Origin of the sequence: Lactobacillus helveticus, from assembly GCF_046109915.1 — a bacterium.
Lineage (GTDB): Bacteria > Bacillota > Bacilli > Lactobacillales > Lactobacillaceae > Lactobacillus > Lactobacillus helveticus.
In genome coordinates this window covers 28,650-47,081 of record NZ_CP151471.1, presented here as the reverse complement: position 1 = coordinate 47,081, position 18,432 = coordinate 28,650, and the positions used below count along the sequence as shown (strand labels likewise).

Below are 18,432 nucleotides of genomic sequence, written 5' to 3'. Positions count from 1 at the left end.
ACGAGGAAGTTGCATTAAAAATAACTTTCTCGTTTTTTGTCTAATATCATTATTATTCAACATGTGCAATGGCTTCACGTACCTTAATATTCGTCGTATCAAGACCTGGCGTTTGACCATGCATATCAAAGTCAAGTTTAACTTCTGGTCTAAATAGCAAAACATGAGTAGATCCGCAGAAGTGGAACATCCCTAACTGGTCACCTTTGTTAACATGTTGTCCAATGCGAACAGTGATCTCATTATTAGAAATATCCCCCATACCGACAGCTACAAAGCACATCAAACCAATCTTAGGATTATCGGCTTGAATGAAGATAACTGCTCTAGTAGCAGTCGATGTCAAAAATGCTTGAGAATTATTTGCGGCAACCTTATCAGGGCCATTTGGATTTTCAAATCCTTGTGCTAAAGCTTCACCATAATAAGTACCATCGAGGTTATAAGCCTTAACAATCTTGCCACTAACTGGACTATTCCAGCGGTGATAACTAAGAGCACTTAAGAATGCTTGATATAAGGTTCCGCCCTCAAATTTAGAAGTCCATGGATCATTGTGCAATAGATCGATCAATGAATATGGTTGACCCTTAATCCAGAACTTGGCTTTAAGTGGGACATCGTGTGCAATACGAAATGGCGCTGATTCACATGCATTGGCAATTACGTCATCATCATCTGGTGAGGCAACCGGTCTAATACCTGCTTTAAATTTCCGAGTAAAGAAATCGTGTAGCCCAACTTTTGTTTAACATCAGTTGAGCGCACAGCAAACAAATCTAAGAAATTATCTCTATCTGATTCTTTAGCCATTTCATTTAAAGCATACGGTGAAAGCCAACCTTTATCTGAAGTATTCAAAACATAGCTAGAATCTTCGCTTTGTAAATACCGACCCCAATAGTCAAGAATTCCTTTCATTTTGGCATTAACACGTGGGTCGTTGAATAAAACGTAACCTGCACGTGTTCCCATTGGATAATCAAGTACGGCATTAATTGACGTACCAACCAAGCCAGTTGTATTAAATTCTGGGGCACGCTGAATAAGACGATTAAGTACTAATAATAGTTCATGATAGTCGCGAACCTGTGGTGTCCCTGCAGGTGTATCAACATCTTTTTGTGGAATCTCATCAAACATCATCTGAAATAGATTCCAAATATAACGATCTGATTCAATTAGTTCTTTTAAGGCTTGAAGCGGTGGAAGCAAATTTTTATTTTCTTCACTCTTAGCTTCCTCATAAACCTTTTTACCCATTTATTTTCAAATTCTTGATCGCTGGGAAGCCACTTTCCAACGTTAAATTTATGTCTTGTCATAATGCTAGGCCTCTTTTTCTGTTAAATACTGATAGTATCTTTACCCTCATTATAGTCTTTTAAGTATCCGCTTACAGTATTCAACACTTTTATTGATTAATTGCCGGAGAAAACACGGGATTTTAATCCCGTGATGAATCCGGCCTTTTTTAGTTTTTTTGCTTGTTCCCCCCTTCTTTCTTAAACATATGTTTGATATAATCTTAAAAAGAAAGGAGGGAACAAATGTGCTAAAAGGGATCAAATTAAGACTCTATCCTAATAGAACACAACAAAACCAGCTTGAGCAGATGTTTGGCAATGATCGCTTTGTTTGGAATCAAATGCTGGCCATGATGAATGAGCGCTATCAGAATAATAAAGCTTTGCCTTTTTTAGGCAAGTTCAAGCTGAATTATCTGCTTAAGCCGCTTAAAAAAGAATATCCTTTTTTGAAAAACAGCGATTCTTCAAGCTTGCAGGTAGTTAATGAATTCCTAACTCAATCTTGGAAGAACTTCTTTCAAGATAAAACTGGTCAAATTGGCAAGCCTCGTTTTCATTCACGCAAGTATCTGAAAAAGTCTTATACAGGCAAGTCAATCATAAAAACTGCAGGTAAAAGGTACTTGCAGATTCCTAAATTAGGCTATGTCAAAACCAGCAAGACTGGAGTTTTGCAAAACACTAAGATTAAGCGCTACACTGTTCTGCTTGAACCAACAGGAAAATATTATTTGTCTCTACAAGCTGAAATATCTGAACCAGAGAAGTACAGCTTAACTGACAAACAGGTTGGGATTGATGTTGGCGTGGCTGATTTAGCAATTCTGTCTAATGGGCTAAAATATCCTAGTTTTGACAGTTCTTATTTTGAAAAGAAAGCCAAAGTCTGGCAAAGAAAATATGCTCGTCGCAGACATTTAGCTAAATTATTAGCTTTGCAAGACAGTAATAAAAAGGTGCTTTGTCCTAGAAGCTTAGAAAGCTTTGCTAATTGGCAAAAAGCGCAAAATTCAAAAGCCAGATACCAAGCAAAAATAGCTAATCAGCGCAGAGATTATCTGCATAAACTAACTACGCATTTAGTTAAGCAATATGATGTAATTGCGATTGAAGATTTGAAAACCAAGAATCTTCAGAAAAATCATCACTTAGCTAAATCGATTGCAAATGCTTCATGGCGGATGTTTAGACAAATGCTAGAATACAAATGCGAATGGTATGGCAAGAAACTAATTGCAGTTGATCCCAAGAACACTTCCAGAATTTGTTCAAAATGCGGCTATAATAGTGGCGCTAAGCCATTAGAGATTCGTGAATGGATTTGCCCTAAGTGTCAAACCAAGCATGATCGAGATATTAATGCGGCAGTTAATATCCTGCATAAAGGAAGTACAAAGCTAAATGGTCAGGGACTGGCCATGGTAACAAGCTGAGTTCCGTGAGTTAGGTATTTGACTAGTTCAATGTAAGATCCTAAACACTACTCAGTGTTCCCAGAAACCCGGCACTTCAGTGTCGGTGTAGTTCATTAGACCAACAAAAATACCTCATAATTGTGATCCAACTATGAGGTATCTTCCTATATCCCAGATAATTTTTGCATTTCTTGATGTAAATCTAAGACACTGTCAGGCGTGTCATCACCGTGACTGGTAATGTATCCTGCTAAAGCCTTATCAAGAGCTAGAGCTACTTCTTGCATCGGTTTGCCAGCATCCCTTCTACCATAAGCTGTCCGCAAGCTGTCCGCACGATCTCTATCAATTCTGGATTTTTCTTTACTTCTTCATCATGATTAACGATATATTCAATTTTGTCTCTAATAATTCTTTCTTCATCTTGAACCATAAGCGAGATCTTCTTTCTAACTCTATTATAGAGCTATCCGTATCCGCTTACACTACAAAACATTTTTAATCGCTTGAGCCACTCCATCATGATCATTATCAGCAGTTACCACATTTGCAGTGCTTTTAACTAAATCAGTTCCATTCCCCATTGCAACACCGGTTCCTGCATATTCAATCATACTCAAATCATTCGCTTCATCTCCGATTGCCATAACGTTTTCTGGAGTTAGTCCCAATTTTTCTGTTAAAGCTTTTAAAGCAGTTCCTTTATTTACTCCTTTACGAGTAGCTTCTAAATAAAACGGAGTACTCTTAACTAACATGTATTCCTTAGCTAATTGGTCAAAATCAGCTTGATACTTAGCCATTGCATTGCTTAAAATCTCAGGATCATCGACATACATGCATTTATAAATCTTTTTATCTGCCATTTCTTCTTGTGTGCGGTATTTAATACCTACACTACACAAAACAGATTCGTGCACAGTATATTTACCAATATTGCGATTGGCAGTATAAACACAATCATCACTGCTAGCATGAAAATGCAAATTAGCTTTTCTAGCTATTGCTTCGATTTTAATATAGTCATCATACGATAAAGTCTCTTCGATCAAGCCGTAACCAGTAGTAGTTTCAACTAGCGCTCCACCAAAACTGATAATATATTGGTCATCCTGCCCATCAAGACCTAATGGCTTAAGATATTCACGTGCTCCAGCGAGTGGGCGTCCTGTACAGATAACTACCTTTTTCCCAGCTGCGTTAGCTTGCTTAATGGTAGAAATTACGCCTGGAGTTAACTTGCGCTCACTATTTAATAATGTACCGTCTATATCAATGGCGATTAATTTAATATCTTTCATATTTTCCTCGTTTATATTTTTGTTACTTTGGCTATTTATCGATTATGTATTTAACTCTAATTCTATCATTTATATTTTTTCAATTATTGAAAAACATTTTATTGTAAGTGTCAATATTTTTGCGGTAGCCTAAAAACCATTAGTCTGACCTTAATTTCTTAATAATTTATGTGGTTTAACTTTCGATTGAATTTACTTAAATAGCTTCCCCCCCGACAACCTCTGCTGCTAGTGCTCCGTGTTGAATGCCAACATGAATTTCATGGCGACGCTTCAAGCTGTCTCTGGTCGCTGCCAGCAGCTTCTTGTGATCTAAGCTGATTAATTTGCCTGCTTCAAAATCACTATTTAGCCATTGTTCTAAGTCACGATTCTTGATACAGGTCAAAATCCGAAGCATGCCTTCTGCACCAGCTTCAGACCAGTATTTGCCTTGGCCTTTAACACGATAAGTGTACTTACGGTGATTACTCTCACAGCTACCGATTGCTTTAGTAACCTTCAAATTACGCATCTTGAACGGCTTGATATCGTCCCAGCGTCGATTAATATAGCTGCGAAGCCGTGCAAAATGCTCGTGATTTTTTGGCGTATCTAACTCATCAATTAGTTTACTTTCAGCGGTATTCAAGATTGTATTCACTAAGTCGCGGTCGTATTTAAACTCTAAGGCATAGATTAATTTACCCTGCAGTTCTGGAGCGAAACAAAGTCGGTCTTTAATCTTTTTGTTCAAATGGAAGACATCCAAAAAGTGCTCATGTTTAGCGCAACGACCGGCAATTTCATCAAAGTCCTTTTTCGCGTAACCAGCACCGCCATCGCCTTCAAGATAAAGAACTGGCACTTGCTTCTTTGCAGTTTGAGCATCATAACGACTATCAGCTTCTTGTTGTTCTTTGATCTTTTGACCTGCAGTCTTAACTAAATTGCCAATCTGAGCGTGACTAATATTAAAACCCGAAAGACAATTAACAGCTAAGGCAGTATTGCGATAAGTAGCGACGCTGCTTACTTCCAGGATATTTCTTACTGCCAAGACGCTATAATGCTTGTACTTATCAAAGCCCATGAATTTATCTAAAGGATAGCGACTTTCTTGCCCAGCTTTAACGTACCTTCTTCTGACATAAGTCGCTTCGCCAAAAGCCATATTGATTGAACGTTGATTCTTCTTTTCAATTTGGTAGCCCTGATTCTTCATTGATTCACTTAGCTCTTAATCTACTCGTTCCAAGGCTAAGGACATCAATTCTCTGATCAAATTGAGAAAGAAAAAGGCTATAGCTTTTTCACGCTTAATAATATTAGTTTCAGACTTTATAATTTTGACGATTTCAGTTACAATTAATTCCATAAAAGACCAGCTTCTAATGTGTTTTTTTGCTTAACATCAGACTACTGGTCTTTTTGTTTTGGAGTCAAGTCCTGAAATGGATTTGACTCCTTTTAATTTATATTTAAACGTTACCGCAAACTATTTTACACTTAGCATTTTATTTTAAATTCTTGAAAAAATTTTGCCAACTTTTTGCGTATTAGATTGATGACATTATAATAAATGCTAAAGGAAAGCCCAACGGTGAAAGCAAAGACATGTTAGGATTAGTCGATTTGATCAATGATCGTCCAGTGCATTTAAACAAATACTTTGACTGGGCACAGAAGAAAATTAAGGAATTAAATGATGATTCAAAATGGAGGGACAAGATTATGGACTATGAGACAAGACTTTTAGAAGAAAAAAAAGAAGGGAAAGAAGAAGCTACAATTGCTGGTCTTAAGAAGTTGATTTCTGCTTTAAGAGACTTTGGTGGAACCAATCAGCAAATTCTACATCGATTAGAGATTGATTATGGTGATCAGTTCACTAAAAAGGAATTAGAAAACTTCATGAAACAAGCTTAACCAATAATTTGCAAACAAAAAGTCGTTACTCACTTTTGAGCAACGACTTTTATTATTAACTTACTTTTCTTCTGCCTTAACTTTTTCTAACGCTTGTACAAATACTTCATATGGTTGTGCACCGCTTGATTGCATATTTATTGTTGATCACAAAGAATGGCGCACCTTGAATGCCTAATTGCTGTGCTTCAACTTCATCCCCAACAACTTGGCGTTCATATTGATCAGAAGCAAGAATTTTTTCTACTTCATCTTTATCAAGACCAGCTTCAACTGCAGCTGCAGTCAACACGTCTTTATCCGCAATTGATTTTCCATCTGTGAAGTATACCTTGTAAAAACGATTGATTACTCTTTCCACCAAGTCACGATCATTTTTACTCTCAGCTAACTTGATCAAACGGTGAGCATCCATCGTATTAGTAGGTACAACTTTATCTAAATGAAATTCCAAACCTCACCAGCAGCCATTTGTGAGATGTACGCCATCTTCTGCTTAGCATCTGCTTCAAGTTCTTTCTTGCCACTAGTAAAGTGATTGATATAGTCTCCACTTTTAGCAGTCTTAGCTTCCATTGGATTCAATTGAAATTACTTAAGTTCCAACTTAGTATCATCGTAGATGCCAACTTCCTTCATGGCCTTCTTCATTCTAGTTGAGCCAATGTAGCAAAATGGGCATGCAATATCTGACCAGTATTTAATTTCCATCTTCTACCTCATTAATCAGTTAATTCGCTAATATATTCGAAGGCGTTTTGACCGGCAATACCACCTTCACCAACAGCTGTTACAATTTGACGCAATTTCTTTTGACGAACATCACCAACAGCATAAATTCCAGGAACTGTGGTTTCCATTTGATCATTAGTGATAATCCAGCCTTGATCATTGGTAATCTTTAATTCCTTAAAAGGTTCACTGTTTGGCACATTACCGATGTAAATGAAGACACCTGAAGCATCAATCACTTTATCTTCGTCAGTCTTCTTATTGTGTACCTTAACACCAGTGACTTTGTTTTCATCGCCAACAATTTCTAATGGAACACTGTCCCAAGTAAATTCCATCTTAGGATTCTTGAAGGCACGTGTTTGCAATACTCTTTCAGCACGAAGTTGATCACGACGGTGAATTACATCGACATCCTTAGCCAAATTTGCTAAGTAAAGTCCCTCAGAAATGGCGGAATCACCACCACCTACGACAGCAACATTTTCATCTTTGAAAAATGCACCGTCGCAGACAGCACAGTAAGAAACGCCTCTGCCGCTATATTCTTCTTCACCAGGAATACCGAGCTTACGATTAGTTGAACCAGTCGCAATAATTACTGCCTTAGCTGTGATATCTTCTGGATCCATCTTAACGATGCGTTTTTGACCATCTAATTCAATCTTTTGCACATCGCCATAGACAAATTCAACGCCTTGTTCAGTAGCACTCTTGTACATTTTTTCGCCCAAATCTGGTCCCATAATTGATGGAAAACCTGGGTAGTTTTCAACTTCAGCAGTATTATTCATTTGACCGCCATAAACTCCACGATCAATCATTGCAACCTTCAAATTAGCTCTAGCTCCATACATTGCGGCAGTCATACCACCAGGACCTGCACCAATTACAACTAAATCATATTCTTTCATCGTTATTACCTCGTTAAGTTTTATCCTAAATAGTTATTCTACAAATTCGTTGAGCTATATATTATAGTATCACTAACTTTTTGTAAGTCAATTACTTAGCTAAAAAAATTAAATCTACTTCGCAGCTTTTTCATTTTGCCACTCAGCTACACTATGGTTAAAGACACTAACATGCTTGTAACCCTTAGCCTTCAGCTCTTTACCAACAAAGTCTGCATAGCCACATAGACGTCCGCGACAATAAACCATCACATCTTGATTTGGCTTAAATGGCAAATTTTCAAAATCAATTTCATTAAATGGAATATTATGAGCTCCAGGCAAATGAACATTGTTAAATTCATCGGTCGGACGCAAATCTAATATATATGTCGTTGCCATATTTTGATTTTTCAAATCTGATATTTCAGTTTGTGGCAACGTATCATACGATTTCTCAAGATTTCGCATTTCTGGCAATGATTTTTCGGCTAAATTCGTCAGCAATACTAGCAATTGACTTACCTGTTCATTGGCTAATGCATAAAAAACAAAATTTTTGCTTTTTTCCTCTTTAACTAAATTTCCCTGCTTTAATATTTGCAAATTCTTAGAGGTGGTACCAACGCTAATATTAATTGCCTTCGCGATCTCCTCCACAGATTTTGGGCCTTGGTCCAAAATGAAAATAATTTTCAAACGAGTCAGATTGCTGACGGCTTTACCGATGCGCAGCACTTGATCAAAAGCATTATTTTGATAGGTAATTGCTGGATTATCTTGCATGCTCCTTCACCTCTTTTGATTTTAACGCACTAAAGTAATAATCAAATAATGTTTTGAACTGATTGAGATCTAAAAATTTATTAAATTGATCAACTTTATGTCCGTTCTTAATCAAGACAATGCTAGGTGCTGACCAAACTGCAAATTTAGTAGCCAATTCCGGTTTTTCATTTACATTTATTTCGTAAAAAGGCACCGCATCGCCAACTATTTGAGCAAATTCTTTTACAACATTAGTTTCGCTATAACATTGAGCGCACCAATCATTGTCAAAATATAAAACTGCATTTTCTGGCATTATATCCAGATTATTTTTGATCATCTTTGACATTTTTCTTAGCTTTGCTCCAATCAATTTCACAGCCATCTGGACCACAAACGCCTGCACTTAAGTTGTTGTCATCATTAAGAGAAGCAAAAGCTGATTGCAATTTCTTTTTGTCTTGATTCTTTTCAGTCATTTCATTTTTCTCCTTAAGTATTCTACGTTTTTGTTTAATTATATGATCACCACATCACTTACTTTTTATTAGTCAATATTTTTGTACAAAAAAGCGATGCATTTGCATCGCTCTTCATTAGGGGAAAATGTTATCTAAAAATTATTGGTTTAATTCGTGTGACGTCTCTTCACACCGGTCAAGCCAATAAGACCGAGGGCTACGGCGGTTCCTCCTAAAACTGCTGCAACTACATTTTCATTGTTGCTTTCGCCAGTTTGTGGCAAAGTATGATGAATCTTTCCATTTGCATCAACGTAGCCAACTACATTGCCGTTATGATCAACTACTTCGCCGTTTGGCAAAACAGATTCGCCATTGCCTGGGGCAGTTTCACCAATTGGTTTGTAATTACTATTCTCACCATAAGGGCTTCTATTGTTTGACCAATTATTCATCGTTTTTGAAGCTGACGTATGCTTCTTGTTCTTGTGGTGACGACGTGGCGTTGGAACATCAGGTTCATCTGGCTCTGGTTCATCAGGTTCTGGAACATCTGGAGTTGGCTCGCTAGGCTCTTGAGTATTATCCTTTTCTGGAGTCTTTGGTACGCCTGGAATTGGGGTACCTTCTGGATCTACTGGAATAATGTCGGCAAGTTTGTCATAAATAACTGTGTCTTCTAGATTTCTTTGTACCTTGATTTGACCAGGAACAATATTAGTAACAGGTGCACCATCTTTGGTAGTCTTTTCAGCTACATAACCAATTTCAACTGGAACATTGAAGTTATTGTATCTATCATCGTTGCCAACTAATTGCCACTTAGTAGTATATTCACCATCTGGCACTACCTTATTAGTAACTTCATCAACAGTGACTTGACGAATCCAATTTGATGATTGAACTGCATCTGGAGCAAGCTGTTTGCCTTCTTTAGTTTGGTAATGCAAGGTTGAAGTAAATGTCTCAGTTAATTGATCAGGATTTACTCCATGCTTATCTGGAGTATTTGGATTTACCGGAATCATATTATGAGCCAAGTGAACAGTTACCGTCGTGTCTTGAGCAGGAATAGTTGTTGGAAGAGTACCATCAGTTCTTACATAGTGGTAGTGCTTCTTTTTCCAACCTTCGATGGCTTTATTGATATCATCTTGAGTGTACTTAACAGGTGTACCTTCATCTTGTTCACCTGAAGTCCAGCCTCCTGGCAAATTCTTGTCATCGGTATCATCGTGATAAATAACAGTTACAGTTGCTTGTTGAACATCTGGATTCTTAGCTTTATAAACAACATAAACATCGCCTGGTGTCATCTTATGAGCTGGCTTGCCTTCTTTCTTGAACCCAGCCCTCACCTGCAACACAAACCAAAGTTTGAGGAACAGTGTGCATGTGCCAATGATTAATGCATCCCGGCTCAAATGAAACATTTGAAATACTGCAATTAGCCTTATTAGCAAGTGGGTTCAAATAACTTTCACCAGTAAAATATTTCGCATAAGCTGTGTTAGGTTCACCAAAACCAAATGAACTGTTTTTTTACTTCTTCTTCGTTTTTAGCCATTTTTCTTCTTCTTTGCTTAACTCAATTACATTGTATGCTTAGAAATTAAGCTTGAGAAATATCTATAATTACTGGCTAGCCATAACTTTTACTTATGCAAAATGCTATAATGGACTTCCTTGGCAGGGGCGACAAAGACAATTTCTCAGAGATTTCGTCTTTTTTCTCCGTTTTTTAATGTAAGCGCTTTATATTTATTAAATTATATGCTAAAGTAAAAATTGTAAAGATAAAGAGTATGAATAAGATAAATATCAAAATTATTTATCTCCAAACTAAGGGGATGGCAATTATGACTACAATTATTGGAATTTCTTTTTTGGCACTTGAATTGCTCGGTGTATTTATTTTATCAGCAGTTTCACCAAATTGATTTTTAACCTTTTAGACTCCTAAAATTATTAATATCACTCAAAGACTACTAGATTCCTAGATGGATCTAGTAGTTTTTTCTATTATTTTTATTTTTCAAAAAAATTTTACCTGTTTTTTGCGTATTAGTTTTACCTTTTTTTCAGATGGTTTAGTTGAAAGCTTTTCTTCCACCGCTTTCATTCCGCGATCCATATTAAAACCATGGTCACCATCACCAATTGGTGTATCAAGATCACTCAAGTATTGCTTATTTGTTTCAATTTTATCAGCAAATTTATTCATCCATACAATTAATGTATCAACCGTTAATGTCATTTTATGTCCTTTCTACCAACCAATAGTCTCAACAGGATAATTCAAGTAGTCAAGCCACTTGTCATCTTTAATTTCAAATAAAGTTAAAGAAATACCAGCCATATCAATTGAAGTCATATAATTACTGACTTTCATAAAGCTTGGCTTAATATTGAATTCTTCTAATTTATTTAAAACATCGTTGGCAAAAACGTATTGTTCCATAAGTGGCGTAGCACCCGTGCCATTTACAAGAAAAGCATATTTCTTATTACCATCTAGCTTCATTTCATCATTTAATTTGCCAACTAGCTCTTCAACTAAAGCCTTTGAAGGCTTAATCTTCTCACGACGATATCCTGGTTCACTATGAATACTAACACCGTACTCTATCTCATCTTCTTTTAAAACAAAGCCTGGTTTACCAACTTCGGGATTAGTTGCAGCAGAAAGAGCAACCGCAATCGTTTTAATATTAGGCAAAACTTTATGTGATAATTCATCAATTTCATCTAAACTTGCACCCTGTTGAGCAGTAGCACCTAAAATTTTATGCATGAAGATCGTTCCTGCAACACCACGATGCCCTTGTGTATATGTGCTATTTTCGACAGCAATGTCATCATCAACAACAATTTCTTTAACAGGGATATCATCCATACTTGCTAAGTCTTTTGCCATATCAAAGTTCATAACGTCGCCAGAATAATTTTTAACAACTAAAAATACACCTTGGCCTTGGTTAACTGCCTTAATTGCAGCATAAATTTGATCAGGAGTTGGTGAAGTAAATATTTGTCCACAAACAGCTGCACTCAGCATCCCTTTGCCTACATAGCCTGCATGAGTTGGCTCGTGACCTGAACCTCCGCCGCTGACAATACCAACTTTACCTTTCATTGATTCTTTATCACTACGGACAACTGCTTCTGTACCCTCAATTTTTTCAATATATTGTGGATATGAACGTGTCATTCCATCAACCATTTCTGGAACAACATCGTGTGGATCATTAATAATCTTTTTCATGAAGATCCTTCCTCCTTAACTAATAAAACGGTTCCATTATTTTTCTAACCTAATTCTGTATTAATACTTAAATTATGTATTTATTTTTATCATTTAAATGGCATACAAAAAACGAGCAGCATCATGCTACTCGTTTTGACTTTATTCAATTTTTAAGACTGAATATGCAATTTAACTAAAATTCGTTCAATCTTGCTACCCATTACCTTTTGGGCTAAATCTGTCTTTATCGTGGCAAAACCATAAAAGATAATTCCCACGCCTACCGATAAAATTACCAAAATCAAAGCGGAAATTCGATGATCTGGGTTTAAGAATCTGCCTAAGCCCATCTCAACTAATTTAACAATTAGGAACATCCCTATCGAAAATGCGGTAATACCTACTAAGCGTCGGCTCGTTCTATTCAAGTTGAAGTCGTATTGTACTTCTAGGTGCTTCAATGCCAGCAAAACGATTACTACTAGTCCTAAGTTGGTAGCAACCAAAGGTCCGTACACCTTGAATAAAAAGATCATTGGGTATTGCAAAATCCCCTTCAGGATTAAACCTAAAACCAAGTATTTGATTGCTAATCCATTCTCTGATAGACCTTGCAAAACTGCCATCAATACCGTAAAAAGTCCTAAAATAATTGCAGTAAATGATGACAAGTATAAGACGTTGCTACCTAATGGATCTGGACCATAGAAAACCGTGTAAATTGGCTTACTAATGGCAGCCATACCAAATGCGGCAGGAATCATTACGAACAAGAACAAGTCCATCGTATTAGCAATTTGCTTAGAAATGCTCTTAAAGTCGCCTCTAGTGTGTGCAGCTGATAACAGCGGAATCGCCGTTACTGCCATTGCACTTGCCAAAGATACGATAATCATGATCAACTTATTGGCATTAAGACCAAATAAGGCATACCAATCTTCAATCGTGTCTGAACTTGCATGTACCAAGCCAGCAATCATTGGGTGGAATGTATATTGGTCAACCAATGAGAATAAAGTGATTCCCGAATCGATAATGATAAATGGAATTGCTTGTTCGATAATCTCCGCAAACAGTTCAGTTGTAGAAACCTTTAATCGGTTATTCGAATTGGCAACCAAGTCATCTAGCTGTTTTCGCTGTGAAAACAAGAACCAGACTAACAAGCCAATCCCAAATGTGGCACCAATTGCAGCAGCTAAATTTGACTGAATAACAGCATGAACATAGGAGCCGTGCTGCACCTGCATGATGACAAATGCAGTTAATAGCATCCAGACTACTCGGGCAAACTGCTCCACGAATTGCGACATCGCACTTGGCATCATATCCGCGTACCCTTGGAAGTACCCACGCATGATACTCAGAATCGGAATAATCAAAATTGCGTACGACAAACTGCGCATAACCGCAATCTGTCTAGGATCGCTTTGACTACCGTTAGATGCTAATAGCGGTGAAGCAAAATACATAATCGCGGCAGAAATCACACCTAAGAAGGCCATTAAAATCAGCCCTTTATGGAACAATTTTCGTCCAATTCCATACTCATTCAAAGCATTATACTTGGCTACTTGTTTGGCAATCGCTCCCGGAATTCCGGCCGTCGAAATTAGAATAAAAATAGTATAAATATTATAACTTCGAGCAGTTAAAGCATTGGCAATATTCCCATAGTCGCCCATCCAGGCATACCAAGGAATAATATACAATGCACCCAAAATTCTAGAAGCAATCGAACCAAAGGTCATCCAGGCAGAGCCTTTTAAAAAAGTACTTTGTGTATCCTTGCTATCTAAATTATTTTCTTCTTCCATCAATTTTTCCTAATAAAAAGTATTAACTAATTAATTGTCACGCAATTTGCCCTTTGAAGTTCAACTTCACCGAGCTTTTAGGAAAAACTTAATTTATTTAGCAACAATATTAACGATCTTGTTAGGTACAACGATAACTTTCTTAACGTCCTTGCCTTCCAAGAATTTTTGTACGTGTGGTAAAGCCATAGCTTGCTTTTGAACGTCATCTCTATCTGCATCCTTAGCAGCTTCGAACTTGCCACGAAGCTTACCGTTAACTTGAACCATGATTTCTACAGCAGATTCAACTAATTTAGCTGGATCATAAGTTGGCCACTTAGCGTAAGTAATTGATTCATCATGACCAAATACTTGCCAGATTTCTTCCATCATGTGTGGAGCAACTGGTGCCAAAAGCTTAACGAAACCTTCTACGTATTCCCGTGGAATAGTCTTAGCCTTTTGAGCAGCGTTGATGAAGACCATCATTTGAGAAATAGCGGTGTTGAAGTGAAGAGCGTCAAAGTCTTCAGTAACCTTCTTAACAGTTTCTGCGTAAACCTTGTCGAGTTCACCATCGTTTTTATCCACAATTCTTTCTTGTGGAATTGCCTTCAAGTCAAGATCATTAACGAACAAACGCCATACACGGTCTAAGAACTTCTTGGTTGAAGCTGGACCGTTGTCATCCCAGTCGATTGAAGCATCAAGTGGGCCCATGAACATTTCGTACATTCTAAGTGAGTCTGCACCATATTCATCGATTACTTCGTCTGGGTTAACTACGTTACCCTTTGACTTAGACATCTTTTCATGGTTCTTCAAGATCAAACCTTGGTTGTACAAACGTTGGAATGGTTCCTTGGTTGGAACAACACCCAAGTCGTAAAGAACCTTGTGCCAGAATCTAGCGTAAAGAAGGTGACGAACTGCGTGTTCTGCACCACCGATGTAAAGGTCAACTGGAAGCCATTGTTTCAATAAGTCGTAATCAGCTAATTCTTTATCATTGTGTGGATCAACGTAACGCAAGTAGTACCAGCTTGAACCAGCCCAGTTAGGCATAGTGTTGGTTTCACGCTTACCTTTTCGACCATTTTCATCAACTACATTTACCCAGTCAGTCAAGTTAGCTAATGGACTTTCTGGAGTACCTGATGGCTTAATATCAGTTGCATGTGGCAAACGAAGTGGAAGTTGATCTTCTGGAACAAGTGAAGTAGTACCGTCTTCCCAGTGGATAACTGGAATTGGTTCACCCCAGTAACGTTGACGACTGAAGTCCCAGTCGCGAAGCTTGTAGTTAACTTTCTTTTCACCGCAGTTGTGTTCTTCAAGCCAGTCAACCATCTTCTTCTTAGCATCCTTGATGTTCAAGCCATTCAAGAATTCTGAGTTAATGTGTGGACCATCTTCAGTGAAGGCAGCCTTAGAAAGATCGCCGCCTTCAAGTACTTGATTAATTGGCAAATCAAACTTTTTAGCAAAAGCGTAGTCACGATCATCGTGAGCTGGAACTGCCATTACGGCACCAGTACCATAGCTTGCTAAAACGTAGTCAGAAATCCAAATTGGCACTTCCTTGCCGTTAACTGGGTTAATTGCATAAGCACCAGTAAATACACCAGTCTTATCCTTGTTCAAATCAGTTCTTTCAAGGTCAGACTTAGATTCAATCTTCTTGATGTAGGCATTAACTTCGTCTCTATGACCATCTGTGGTAATTTCTTGAACCAACTTGTTTTCTGGAGCAAGAACAGTGTATGAACAACCAAATAAGGTATCAGGACGAGTGGTAAAGATGTCAAAAGTCTTGTCACTATCTTTAATCTTGAAAGTTACTTGTGCACCAACTGAACGACCAATCCAGTTACGCTGCATTTCCTTAACTGGTTCTGGCCAGTCCAAGTCATCAAGGTCTTCCAAAAGACGATCTGCATAAGCAGTCATCTTAAGCATCCATTGACGCATGTTACGACGGTAAACTGGGTATCCACCACGTTCAGTCTTACCATCGATAACTTCTTCGTTAGCTACAACAGTACCTAGGTCTGGTGACCAGTTAACTGGTACTTCAGCTTCATAAGCAAGACCCTTTTTGTACATTTGTTCAAAGACCCATTGAGTCCACTTGTAGTAGTTAGGATCACTAGTAGTAATTTCACGATCCCAGTCGTATGAAAAGCCTAACTTGTTAAGTTGACGCTTAAAGTTTGCAATGTTGTTCTTAGTAACAACAGCTGGATCTTCACCAGTCTTCAATGCATATTGTTCTGTTGGAAGTCCAAATGCATCCCAACCCATTGGGTGAAGCACATTGTAGCCTTGTGCACGCTTCATACGTGAGACAATATCCGTTGCAGTATATCCTTCTGGGTGACCTACGTGAAGTCCCTTACCAGATGGGAATGGGAACATGTCCAATGCATAATAATTTTTCTTCTTGGGATCTGTACCTGTCTTGAAGGTATCATGTTTTGCCCAATAATCTTGCCATTTCTTTTCAACTGCTTTGTGGTTATACAAGATTTTTCTCTCCTTTTACAAATAAAAAAGCCCTATGACGTTAATCATAGGACGAGTTATCGCGGTACCACCTAAGTTTCACAATCTGTGACACTTAATTGCTCCTTAACGCGGATGGCGACGATAGGTTTCAATACCAGGACAAGTTCGCAATTCCACTTTAAGACTTCACAGCAACCAGTCTCTCTCTGAAAAAATATCCTTGTTACTACTTCCTGACCTTTATTTTCTTATAGATAATGATTATAATTTACCACAAATGCTAAAAATTACAAGGGGAGACTTTCTTTGATTAATACAAAAAATCCACCAAGAGATACCCTGATTCCAGGGATAATCTTTGTGGTCATCTACGCAGCGTGGGCGATGCTAGTGTCATCTGGGTCACAGTTTATCCACAGCTTTGACAACGCAGTCATCGGCATCGTTTGCAACAACAATCCAGCTAACGTGGCTTTTGCAAAAACTTTTACCAATTTAGGCAATACTAGCACGATCACGATAGAAACGATTATCTTATTTATAATTTTAATTACGTTTAAACAATATGCCTACGCCTGGTTTACGGCGGGGGTGATGATTTGTGCCAACGGTTATAACTGGATTATCAAACATGCAGTTGAGCGTCATCGTCCCACTGTTCACCATTTAGTTTATGCCGACGGCTACAGTTTTCCATCCGGTCACTCAGTTGGTAGTGCCGCATTATTCGGAGTTTTAATTATTTTGACTATTTTATTAATTAAAAGCAAATTCTGGAAAACTCTATTGATCATCATTTGGGCGCTGTTCCCAATCCTGATTGGCTACACAAGAATATTCGTCCATGTACATTATCCATCTGATGTTTTTGGTGGCTGGCTTGAAGGAATCACCTTTGTTTTAGTTGGTTATTCTTTCTTGTATCACTTTTACATCGAACCAAAGATGTTAGAAAAATCGCAAAAATAAACAAAAAACTAGTGAATTTAATTTTTCACTAGTTTTTTTGTTGGTAAGATTCACAATCTGCGTAACAATAAGTAATGGAACTATTTGAACAAATCAATTAAACGATAATAATTTTATTAGTTTAAGGAAACGATTTATGAAAAATTTTAAGCCTTGGAAAAAATATCCACTTATTGCTGGTGAACTAGCTGAAGTCGATACTTTGATTCAGCACACCATTCAAACTCCCCATCAGAGTTTACAAGCTACTTTATTAACAATGGCTGATAATGGCGGCAAATATTTACGCCCTAGCCTTTTATTATTAGCAGCCCATGTAGTCGGGAAAGTTAATCAGCAAACTATTAATTTAGCCTCATCCATTGAAATTTTGCATATGGCAACTTTGATTCATGATAATATCATCGATGATTCTGATTTGCGCAGAGGCAATATCAGCATTCAAGCAGAATTTGGCAAAGACGTTGCAGTTTATGCTGGTGATTTATTGTTTACCAACTTCTTTGACTTGATGCTTGAAACCACTACGGAACATGAATATTTAGTGCGCAATGCCCAGACCATGAGCCGTATTTTAAATGGTGAACTAGATCAAATGGCTGAACGCTTTAATTTAGAGCAGACTTTTACGGATTATCTAAATGATATTAAAGGCAAGACTGCCGCCCTCTTTCGCCTAGCTGCCGAAGAAGGTACCCATTTTGCTGGTGGCAATGCTGAACAAAGCACAGCTTTGGCCAATTTTGGAGAGAATTTAGGAATTGCCTTTCAAATTGTGGATGATCTATTGGATTATACAGGCAGCGCTAAGCTTAACAAGCCTACTTTAGAGGATTTAGCTACCGGCATATATTCACTGCCACTTTTACTTGCGCTCGATCAGCCTGAGCTAAAAACGAAACTGTTGCCTATTTTAAACAAAAAGCGCCAAATGTCAGTTTCAGATATGCAATTAATTCAAGAAATCCTTGTTAATAGTGCCGTAATTGAAAAAAGCAGAAAATTAGCGCAAGAATATGCTCAAAAAGCAGTCGATTGCTTAGACATTTTTCCAAATAATAGTGCAACAACATTGCTTAAGAAAATGCCGCAACAATTATTGAAACGTAGTTTTTAAAAGA

At 37.6% G+C, this 18,432-nt stretch carries 15 protein-coding genes and 5 pseudogenes; 5 read left to right on the top strand and 15 right to left on the bottom strand.

Features of this window, described 5'->3' with window-relative positions:
- Positions 1-52 precede the first annotated feature (52 nt).
- Positions 53-1,325 (bottom strand): annotated as a pseudogene (locus AADV52_RS00350) (phosphatidylserine decarboxylase family protein).
- Positions 1,326-1,483: 158 nt separating this feature from the next.
- Here AADV52_RS00350 and AADV52_RS00345 point away from each other — a divergent pair.
- Positions 1,484-2,743 carry an RNA-guided endonuclease TnpB family protein gene (locus tag AADV52_RS00345; RefSeq protein ID WP_126096228.1) on the top strand — a complete coding sequence of 420 codons (1,260 nt, stop codon included), beginning with the start codon at positions 1,484-1,486 and terminating at the stop codon, positions 2,741-2,743.
- Positions 2,744-2,889: 146 nt separating this feature from the next.
- On the opposite strand, the pseudogene AADV52_RS00340 reads toward AADV52_RS00345, so the two are convergent.
- From AADV52_RS00340 to AADV52_RS00330, 3 genes and pseudogenes are all read right to left on the bottom strand, one after another.
- A pseudogene (locus AADV52_RS00340) lies at positions 2,890-3,158 on the bottom strand (bacteriocin immunity protein).
- A gap of 52 nt (positions 3,159-3,210) precedes the next feature.
- Positions 3,211-4,026, bottom strand: a complete 816-nt coding sequence (yidA, locus tag AADV52_RS00335) for a sugar-phosphatase (protein WP_014918374.1) — start codon at positions 4,024-4,026, stop codon at positions 3,211-3,213.
- Positions 4,027-4,184: 158 nt separating this feature from the next.
- Positions 4,185-5,383: pseudogene (locus AADV52_RS00330) on the bottom strand (UPF0236 family transposase-like protein).
- A gap of 239 nt (positions 5,384-5,622) precedes the next feature.
- Between AADV52_RS00330 and AADV52_RS00325 the strand changes: the two are divergent.
- On the top strand, positions 5,623-5,934 hold the full coding sequence (locus AADV52_RS00325) for a hypothetical protein (protein ID WP_014918371.1): 312 nt from the start codon (positions 5,623-5,625) through the stop codon (positions 5,932-5,934).
- A gap of 60 nt (positions 5,935-5,994) precedes the next feature.
- On the opposite strand, the pseudogene AADV52_RS00320 reads toward AADV52_RS00325, so the two are convergent.
- The 7 genes and pseudogenes from AADV52_RS00320 to AADV52_RS00290 all read right to left on the bottom strand — a co-directional run.
- Positions 5,995-6,645, bottom strand: a pseudogene (locus tag AADV52_RS00320) (DsbA family oxidoreductase).
- 11 nt (positions 6,646-6,656) lie between these two features.
- Entirely contained in the window at positions 6,657-7,580 is a 924-nt protein-coding gene (gene trxB, locus AADV52_RS00315; RefSeq protein ID WP_014918367.1) for a thioredoxin-disulfide reductase, read from the bottom strand.
- Between the two features lie 114 nt (positions 7,581-7,694).
- A complete protein-coding gene (locus AADV52_RS00310; protein ID WP_014918366.1) occupies positions 7,695-8,345 on the bottom strand; it encodes a metalloregulator ArsR/SmtB family transcription factor in 651 nt (216 codons plus the stop codon).
- Positions 8,335-8,676 (bottom strand): thioredoxin family protein, encoded by a 342-nt coding sequence (locus AADV52_RS00305; protein ID WP_230856754.1) that lies wholly within the window; start codon positions 8,674-8,676, stop codon positions 8,335-8,337. Before AADV52_RS00305 ends, AADV52_RS00310 begins: the two co-directional genes overlap by 11 nt.
- Positions 8,654-8,806, bottom strand: a complete 153-nt coding sequence (locus tag AADV52_RS00300; RefSeq protein WP_014918364.1) for a hypothetical protein — start codon at positions 8,804-8,806, stop codon at positions 8,654-8,656. Before AADV52_RS00300 ends, AADV52_RS00305 begins: the two co-directional genes overlap by 23 nt.
- 149 nt (positions 8,807-8,955) lie before the next feature.
- On the bottom strand, positions 8,956-10,104 hold the full coding sequence (locus AADV52_RS00295) for a mucin-binding protein (RefSeq protein ID WP_014918363.1): 1,149 nt from the start codon (positions 10,102-10,104) through the stop codon (positions 8,956-8,958).
- Positions 10,078-10,355, bottom strand: a pseudogene (locus AADV52_RS00290) (cupin domain-containing protein); the annotation flags it as partial. The gene AADV52_RS00295 and the pseudogene AADV52_RS00290, both read right to left, overlap by 27 nt.
- A 238-nt stretch (positions 10,356-10,593) precedes the next feature.
- Between AADV52_RS00290 and AADV52_RS00285 the strand changes: the two are divergent.
- Positions 10,594-10,728 (top strand): hypothetical protein, encoded by a 135-nt coding sequence (locus AADV52_RS00285; protein WP_003627275.1) that lies wholly within the window; start codon positions 10,594-10,596, stop codon positions 10,726-10,728.
- A gap of 95 nt (positions 10,729-10,823) precedes the next feature.
- Here the strand turns inward: AADV52_RS00285 and AADV52_RS00280 are convergent, their stop codons facing one another.
- The 4 genes from AADV52_RS00280 to leuS all read right to left on the bottom strand — a co-directional run bounded on the left by AADV52_RS00280 (position 10,824) and on the right by leuS (position 16,363).
- Positions 10,824-11,045, bottom strand: a complete 222-nt coding sequence (locus AADV52_RS00280; protein ID WP_014918360.1) for a DAK2 domain-containing protein — start codon at positions 11,043-11,045, stop codon at positions 10,824-10,826.
- 12 nt (positions 11,046-11,057) lie between these two features.
- Entirely contained in the window at positions 11,058-12,053 is a 996-nt protein-coding gene (gene dhaK / locus AADV52_RS00275; protein ID WP_014918359.1) for a dihydroxyacetone kinase subunit DhaK, read from the bottom strand.
- Between the two features lie 152 nt (positions 12,054-12,205).
- Complete coding sequence (locus AADV52_RS00270) at positions 12,206-13,852, bottom strand: putative polysaccharide biosynthesis protein (protein WP_014918358.1); 1,647 nt, start codon at positions 13,850-13,852, stop codon at positions 12,206-12,208.
- 93 nt (positions 13,853-13,945) lie between these two features.
- Complete coding sequence (gene leuS, locus AADV52_RS00265; protein WP_174225724.1) at positions 13,946-16,363, bottom strand: leucine--tRNA ligase; 2,418 nt, start codon at positions 16,361-16,363, stop codon at positions 13,946-13,948.
- Between the two features lie 285 nt (positions 16,364-16,648).
- Here leuS and AADV52_RS00260 point away from each other — a divergent pair, with 285 nt between their 5' ends.
- Entirely contained in the window at positions 16,649-17,311 is a 663-nt protein-coding gene (locus AADV52_RS00260) for a phosphatase PAP2 family protein (RefSeq protein WP_014918356.1), read from the top strand.
- Positions 17,312-17,447: 136 nt separating this feature from the next.
- Positions 17,448-18,428 carry a polyprenyl synthetase family protein gene (locus AADV52_RS00255; protein ID WP_014918355.1) on the top strand — a complete coding sequence of 327 codons (981 nt, stop codon included), beginning with the start codon at positions 17,448-17,450 and terminating at the stop codon, positions 18,426-18,428.
- Positions 18,429-18,432 lie beyond the last annotated feature (4 nt).